The following is an 8,412-nucleotide window of genomic DNA, read 5'->3' as shown; positions in this document are numbered from 1 at the left end:
AATAGATATTCAATGAAAAACATAGACAACAAATAAAAAAAACTACAAAAAATAATTTACAATCTAACCACAACTAAGAAAATTCACTGTCATCCATCAACTGAAAAATTAATTATTGCACAGCCAAATTAAATATAAAAAAACAATTGGGACTTCCTTTAGATAAAAAAATTATATTATATGCTCCTACATTTCGTGAAAGGGGAAAAGTTTCATTACCATTTAATCCAATTAAACTAATCGAATCTTTACATAATCCTGATGAATTTATTTTTATTGTTAAATTACATTATCTCTCCTGGTTAGATCAAAGTATTCACAATTATAAAATAGTAGATTATACTAATTACTCTGAAATTTTTGATTCCTTATTAAACAATTATAACATGATAGATTATACTAATTACTCTGAAATTTCTGATTTAATGTTAATATCAGACATGCTAATTAGTGACTATTCCTCATTAATATTAGATTATTCTATCTTAAATAAACCCATAGTTCTTTTTCAGTATGATAAAGAAGAATATTTTAAAAATAGAGGAGTTTATTTTGATTTTAAAGATTTTATCCCATCAAAACAGATAGTTCAGAAAAAAGAAGAATTATATAAGTTAATGAGTAGTGAACTTGAAAATGATAACTCTAAAATGAAAGAATTTTTTTATCCTTATGAAAATGGAAATTCTACGAAAAAAATAGTTAAGGCATTAGATTTTGATGATAGTCCACGGAGATCTAAAGAAATTATATTTTTAGTTAATGAGTTAAATCAAGTTGGAGGAGTTCATTCTTTTATACTAAACATGGCAAAATATTATAAGATTAAATATAATTCAAAAATCTTCGTAATGGCCATTAAAGAATTTCATCATGATGAAAACCTTGTTAAAATCTTTGAATCAGAATATATAGATTTTACACTATGTACTCAAACAAATACATATGCATGTAAGACAATTTTGTCAAACACAAATGGTTATGTTATTTCACTACAGTTTAGTGCACATTTACATTTTCAAAATTTTTTAAAAGATAAAAATTCAATATTAATGTTCCATGGGGATGTTAAAGATATTATATCCAAAAATATCTATCAATGGCACTTAGACTCTCTAAATAGCTACAAATTTTATAATTACAAAAAATTAATAGTATTATCTGAAAAACAGGAGGATTTATTAAAACATCATTTAAATATGGATATTCAAAAAAAATTAACAAGTATAACTAATTCAATAGAATTAGATTATACTCCTTTAAAACAAAGTCCTGAAACTAATTTTGCATATATTGGAAGATTATCAAAGGATAAAAATGTAATGGCTCTAATTGACATTGGAAAAGAAATTAAAAAGCAAAATTTAGACTTTAAAATTAATATATATGGTACAGGAAACTTATTAAACAAAATAAAAAATGAAATAAAAAATAATGAACTTGAAAATATTCTTTTCTTAAGAGGATATGAAGAAGATAAAGAAAAAATATTTAAAAATAATCGTGCTTTAATTTTAGTATCTAAAACTGAAGGTTTTCCATTAGTAATATTGGAAGCTTATTCTTATAATAAACCTGTGATATTATTTAACTCATTTACTTCAGCTTCAGATATTGTTAATGATTATAAAACAGGATTTTTGGTAAATCCATATGATTATTCAGAATTTATTGAAAAAATGAAAAAAGTAAATGAAATCAAAGAAGAGAATATTAAAAAACAATTAGAAAAATTTAATAACGAAAAAATATTTAAAAAATGGAACAGTTTACTCTCACAAATCGAAAATGAAATTGAAGTAAAACCAAGAAATAACAAGCATCCCTCTAAATCTAAAGCTGAAACAGTGCAAAAATCTAATCTAAAATTGAAAAATAAAGGGAAAAATAGAGGGAAAACTAAAATCACAAAGAGAAAAGCTATTAATTACTTAAGTAAACACCTTCCAAGATCTACTAAAAAATTAAAAAGTATTGTGTATAAACTACAAGGGAAAAAACCTTTTATTTCAGTTATAATACCTTGTTACAATTCTACTGAAACTGTTAAAGATGCTATAAAATCTGTTTTAAGACAGAAACGGAAAAATATCGAAATCATTGTAATTGATGATGGATCTGAAGACAGAGTGGAAGATATTGTTAAGAGATTCAACAGCTTTAAAATTAAATATTATTTTAAAGAGCATTCAGGACTTGGAATGACTAGAAATTATGGTATAGAAAAAGCAATTGGAAAATATTTATTCTTCTTAGATTCTGATGATGAAATAACTAAAAATTCATTAAATGCTTTAGTAAAATTTGCTGAACATAAAAAATTAGATGTTGTATCTGGATTAACAAAAAGATATCATAAAAAAACACAGAATGAAGATTTATGGTTTCCTTCATTATACAATAAAAAACACATTGATGATATTAAAACAAGATTAAACTTATACAACGACACCCTAAGTACAAATAAGATTTATAGAAAAGATTATTTAATAGATAATAATATATTATTTAAGAATAATTTATATGAAGATAAAATATTCACTACTGAGATATATACTAAAACTGAAAAAATAGGAATTTTAAATCAAATAGTGTATATATGGAATGTTAGAGAAGATAATTCATCTATAACAACTTCAATAAATCCTGAAAACTTTAAAGAAAGAATTAAATCTATCAACACATGTTGGGATTATTTACCAGAATACAGAAAACCATATACTTTCTCTTTTTTTATGAATCATGACATGCGGATTTATATCAACAAATTTAAATTTTTCACAGAAGAAGAAAAGAAAGAAATTTTTGAGATTATTAAAGAATTCTGCAACAAATATGGTGAATATTTATACCCTATGTTCACAGGCAGTAAAATAAGATTAAAACTTATTCAATGTGTTATAGATGATAACTATGAAGATTTTTTAAAAATAGCTAATATTAAATCTAATAATATTAATAGCTAACAATAAGCATACTCACATACTCAATAAAAAATATTCTGATTTGAATGAATATGGAATATAAATTGCTAAGTCAATAAAATCTATTAAAAAATATTAAAAATCGATTATATATTTACATTGTTAATATAAATTAATATATTTTTATTTTTCTAAAACCCCCGTAATAACCACTATTTCTTCGAAGAAAAACCGTTCGTGAGCTGTTATTTCACTTTTAAATCCTAATTCATTTAATTTTAAAATTGTTTTTTCATTACCAGATAATGAAGACTGTACAAGCTGAACTTTTCCTCCATGGTTTAAGTGATTTTTCACTTGATTTAAAAAGGGGTCAATGATTTTTCTTCCGTCTACTCCACCATCAAATGCATAATTTAAATTATCTTCGAGAACTTCATCTGAAGAGGTTGGTAGATATGGGGTGTTGAATAGAATTACATCAAACTTTTCATTTTTTACTGGTTCAAATAAATTCCCAAACTTTAAAGTGATATTTTGAATATTGTTTGCTTTGAAGTTTTTATCTGCAAGGCATAATGCATCATAACTTATATCTGTAGCTATTACTGTCTTTACTATTTTTGAAGCATGCATAGCTATTAATCCTGAACCTGTTCCTATTTCTAATACTTTATCATCCTTATTTATAGTCAAATTATCTATTAAAAGAAAAGTGTCGTCTGAAGGATTATAAACATACTCTGATGTTTCAAATTCAAATTCTCCAAGTTTCATTTAATCACATATCATTTTAAATCATTTAATAATATCTTTAATAGCTATTGATAAACCTAAAATATCTTCAGGAGATGTAGCTATTACTTTTTCATTAAAAATAGCTAAATCATATTTATTTAAGATAGATCTAAGTTCTTTCTTATCAGAGTAACCTATTTCATGACGAGAATCAATTAATGCATTTATAACCTTCTTTTTTTTATGTTGGAACAATGCTTTAGCTATTTTAGTATATTCATTATTTATAATACTCATTTCAGGGTGTTTTTCCTTAGGTGTTAACTTTATAACCGTGGATGTGATTTTTGGAGGTGGAAAAAATGCTTTTGGAGATAAATCATCTAAAAATTCCACATTTCCTTTAAAATATAACATTGCACTAAGTCTTGAATAGTTTTTAGTGGATACATTTACCTTCATTCTTTTTGCAAATTCTTTTTGATACATTAAAATAGCTAAATCAAAATTATATTCTAAAAATTTAAAAGTTATTGGTGAAGATATTTGATATGGAAGATTTGAAACTATTTTATTGAATTTAGGAAAATCAGTATTTAAGGCATCTTCATTTATAAGTTCAATATTATCAATGCCATTATCCTTAATTCTTTTTCTTAAAATATTATATATTATAGGATCTTGTTCAATAGCTATTAATTTTTTAGCTTTTTTAGCTATTTCAAGAGATAGTGTTCCAATTCCAGATCCTATTTCTAATACAGTGTCTTCATTATTTAAATTAGCAAAATTAATAATTTTTTTTCTTTTAAAAGAGTCTATTAAATAATTTTGACCATATTTCTTTTTTAGTTTAATGTTATTATCTTGAAGAATTGATTTTGTTTCTTGAAATAGAGAAACATTTTCAATATCTGCTTGAGAGTTAATTCTAGGTGACATATTAAAATAAAGTAAAAAAATAATTAATAAAATATCATACTGTTAAAATAATTTATCATACTGTTACAATAATTTATCATACTGTTACAATAAAATATCATACTGTTACAATAAATATCATACTGTTACAATAATTTATCATACTGTTACAATAATTTATTATTAATGCTACATCAATTTTATTTGATATAATATTTATTAATCTTGTTTTTATTAATCATGTTGTTTCTTTTTAAACTTCCTTTTACCACCACGATTAAATCCCTTATTTGGTTTTCGTGGGGAATCTCGGTTAGGTCTTTTATTTGTACGTGGAATGTAAGTGAAAAGATTGTATTTATTTTTTCCTCTTTTGTCTTTCGTAGTATCAAGTTCCATTTTAACTTTTTTAGCAATGAGAATTGCAGGATCGCCTATTAGTTTAACTCTTTTCTTCATGTCTTCAAAGCTTTCAAAAGGATTTTCTTCTCTTGCTTTTATAATAGCCCACATGTGTTTATTGCCTACTCCTGGTAAAAACTCTAAAGTATGTAATCTTGTATTTAATGGAACCGCTTCATTGAAAAATTTAACATATTTTTCTTCTTTATCATGAATTATCTCTTCAACTACATAATCCACTTCAATTCTACTTGTTGCAGTTAAATTTTCAAAATCAAGTTTACCTTTAACTCTGTTAATCTTATCTCTTTTACCCTGACCAATATAAACTGTTTCATGGATTTCTAAGTCAACATCTTCCTTTGGAATTAATTCCAGCAATGTGAAGTTTTCTGTTCCTATAGCCTGAGCAACAGGCTTTTTCTTGAATGTAGACATTCCTTCTTTAATATATCCATAAGGAAGGTAATCTAGTATAATCGCATAATCTTCCATAAAATCACAACATACTATGAGTATTAATAAACATGACATGATTATTAATCAATCTAATAATAAAAATATGATTAATTAATAAAAATAATTTACCAATTTAATCAATGTATATAATTAATTCTATTAATAATTTTACATTTTATGTAAATTAATTTAATTTAGTTTAATTAATTTTATTTAATTATTAGAATGTATAACTTTTATCTTATTGTTAATAATTAATTTATTTTAAATTAATAAAGTATTTTTTGATTTTAAAAAAAAAGCATAAACTTTACAATTTTCAAAAATATTATGGTTAAGCTATGGGAATTTAAAATAAATATAAAATAAGAATTCACGAAAAGATAATTCAAAAAATATATAAATAAGTAAAATAGAAGTAGTTAGAAAAAATAGAAGAAAAAACAGAAAAAAGAAGTTCCTATATTGGATTTCTTACTCAACAGAATATTTATCAAGAATTTCCAATATTTTTTCCAAAGTTTCTTTAGTAATAGGGGTTCTTTCTTTAGCAAAGAGTAATCTAAGATCTGATAAGTTCTGAGGCATTAAGTCAGCTATTCTAATAGCATATTTTGTTTTAACAATTTGTTCAAGTTCTTCAACTAGCTTTTCTGTATTTTCTAAAGAGTCTTTTGAGAATTTAGTAACATGATCTAATGTTAAATTTTGTTCATAGCTAAGTTCAAATTCTTCTTGGAAATCTTCCAGAATGGTTTTAACCTTAGCCATTGGTACTGGTTTACTTTCTACTACTTTCTTCCCTATCATCAAGATCACTCTTGGAGTTTTAAATGTTCTGGTACTACAATAAGTTCTTTAGCTTTGTTACCATCATTTAATCCTAATATATAAGCTCTTCCTCTTGTTCCAATAACTTTAGCAGTTTTACCATGGAAACGAGGATGAGGCTGACCTTTATGGATACTAGGATCAATAATAATATGTACCAAATCATCTTCTTGGAATTTTTGGATCTTTCTTGTTATTGGATTAGTTCTTCCAGGTCTTTTAACACTTTTCATTTTATTTCTGGTTTTACTTCTTAATCCTCTTGATCTTTGCATTTATATAACCTCTTTTTAAGTGATAAATAAGTATTACAATAATAGGACAATTAAATATTCATTAAAATAACTACTGAACAATTAAATAGCTATATTCATTAAAAAAATGGCATTTAAGATAATTAAAGTATAAAGCAATCATAATAATTAAGATAATTAAATATTAAAAATAATGAAAATTCATCCTATTTTAGATAATATTTATCTATTTTAATTAAAGGTATTAATATATTTTACTTTTATTAATTAATATCTAAATTTATAGAAAATAGAAAAACTTTTAAAAATAGTTATTTAATAAATAAAGAATGTAAAATACTTTAATAAGTATTTAAAGATAATAGCTATTTTATTCCAACTTCAATAACATCTAATTGAGCACAATAAGCTTTAGTTCCAAGTACGTCACTAACATTTGGATTACTTCGTCCTTCATCTCCAGAAATCAATTCTTTAATATATAATCCTCCTTGAGTCTTAATAATCATTTCAAATTGATCATTATCCACATTAGCTATCTTAATATCTTTAACTTCTTTTATCCTAACTAAATCCGCTCTTCTATGAGATACACGATTAGGTGTTCGCTGTTCAATTACTTTTAAGGATTGTAATTTATCTAACTCCAAATTAGCTATTTCTGTATCACATTTAACTAATGCATTGTAAACTTTATAGGTATCAGGAGAAGATACCTTTATTTCACCTTTTCTTGATTTAATAGTGTATTTTAAATCGATATATTCTGTTTTACCTTTAGAATGTTCATTTGTTTCAATAGCTATCTTATCAAGGTCAAGTTTACGAATTTTAGGCTCTTTAATTTCTAAAACAAAAGGTCTTCCAGTTCCAAGCATTCTAACATCAATATCTTCACGACCAGCTCCATGAAACTTAGTACTTCGTCCACCAGTATGCTTTAAGACAATTTCAGATATTAATTCTTCAACTGATTCAGCATATTGTTTTCCAGTGAAATTACATTCATCACATCCCTTTCCTTTACATTTCCCACATGGCCACTTTGTTTGTGGAATTCCTCTTTTAAATTTTAGGTATCTACCTTCTATAAAAATAGGATTTATCTGAATTCTAATATTAACATCTTCAAAATTATTTTTACCACTTATTTCTTTTTCTTTAAAAAATCCTCTAAGATCCACTAGTATGATAATGTCAGGATCTTCAAAATCAACTTTTGCACGTAAATCATCTTCTAATATTTCTCCAATTATCCTATTAATCTCTTTTTTAATATTTTCCGATTCAACATCAATATCTGCGCTTAATTTTTCATCACATTCAACTATTTCTTTAGGTAATTTTGAACCAAGAACAAAACTATCAAATTCAAGGCTTAAATAGCTAACTTTCTCTTTGATTTTAGATATTATTAAGTTAGTATCTAAATTTTCAATTATATTTCTGCATACTTGACATTCAGTATTATTCAAATCATTAATAGTATTATTAATATTATAATTATTATCCTGATTTTCAGCATTTAATTCATTTATTATCGCTACTCCTCTTTCAAAATTATCTTTAGCTTCAATAATACCTGAAAATTTCCTACCAAGACAATAATTACATATATGATTGTTTGTAAGCTTAATAAGCTCTTTAGCTTTTAAAATAGTTTTTTTATCCATTATATCCCCTTAAATAAGATTAAATCTAAAATAAGTATTAAATTAAGAATGTAATTGAATTAATATAAATTAATTAAATTAATAGGAGATCTTCCATAATTTATTGATTAGTTAATTGATATTTATTGGTTTATATTATGATGATGAAGTAATATTAAGTTAAAATAAGGATTATTATTTAGTTTATTGGGTTTTAAGTGATTTATGTTT

7 protein-coding genes are annotated in these 8,412 nt (G+C 24.2%); 1 reads left to right on the top strand and 6 read right to left on the bottom strand.

The features are described 5' to 3' along the window. The first annotated feature begins 107 nt into the window (after positions 1-107). Positions 108-2,966, top strand: a complete 2,859-nt coding sequence (locus tag MBFIL_RS00830; protein ID WP_342667576.1) for a CDP-glycerol glycerophosphotransferase family protein — start codon at positions 108-110, stop codon at positions 2,964-2,966. A gap of 141 nt (positions 2,967-3,107) precedes the next feature. Here the strand turns inward: MBFIL_RS00830 and MBFIL_RS00825 are convergent, their stop codons facing one another. The 6 genes from MBFIL_RS00825 to MBFIL_RS00800 all read right to left on the bottom strand — a co-directional run bounded on the left by MBFIL_RS00825 (position 3,108) and on the right by MBFIL_RS00800 (position 8,202). After that, positions 3,108-3,701 (bottom strand): HemK2/MTQ2 family protein methyltransferase, encoded by a 594-nt coding sequence (locus MBFIL_RS00825; protein WP_066970527.1) that lies wholly within the window; start codon positions 3,699-3,701, stop codon positions 3,108-3,110. A gap of 21 nt (positions 3,702-3,722) precedes the next feature. Beyond that, a complete protein-coding gene (gene rsmA, locus MBFIL_RS00820; RefSeq protein WP_066970525.1) occupies positions 3,723-4,604 on the bottom strand; it encodes a 16S rRNA (adenine(1518)-N(6)/adenine(1519)-N(6))-dimethyltransferase RsmA in 882 nt (293 codons plus the stop codon). Between the two features lie 213 nt (positions 4,605-4,817). Next, the gene (locus MBFIL_RS00815; RefSeq protein ID WP_084266243.1) at positions 4,818-5,480 is read right to left on the bottom strand and encodes a DUF655 domain-containing protein; all 663 of its coding nucleotides are present in this window, start codon (positions 5,478-5,480) and stop codon (positions 4,818-4,820) included. 438 nt (positions 5,481-5,918) lie between these two features. Then, positions 5,919-6,254 (bottom strand): RNA polymerase Rpb4 family protein, encoded by a 336-nt coding sequence (locus MBFIL_RS00810; RefSeq protein ID WP_066970521.1) that lies wholly within the window; start codon positions 6,252-6,254, stop codon positions 5,919-5,921. A gap of 5 nt (positions 6,255-6,259) precedes the next feature. Then, positions 6,260-6,550: a 50S ribosomal protein L21e gene (locus MBFIL_RS00805; RefSeq protein ID WP_066970519.1), complete on the bottom strand. Its 291-nt coding sequence runs from the start codon at positions 6,548-6,550 to the stop codon at positions 6,260-6,262. 344 nt (positions 6,551-6,894) lie between these two features. Beyond that, complete coding sequence (locus MBFIL_RS00800) at positions 6,895-8,202, bottom strand: tRNA pseudouridine(54/55) synthase Pus10 (protein WP_066970517.1); 1,308 nt, start codon at positions 8,200-8,202, stop codon at positions 6,895-6,897. Positions 8,203-8,412 lie beyond the last annotated feature (210 nt).

This window comes from Methanobrevibacter filiformis (assembly GCF_001639265.1).
Classification (GTDB): Archaea; Methanobacteriota; Methanobacteria; order Methanobacteriales; family Methanobacteriaceae; genus Methanacia; species Methanacia filiformis.
The sequence above is the reverse complement of the archived record's forward strand: the minus strand, read 5'-3'. Positions and strand labels throughout refer to the sequence as shown.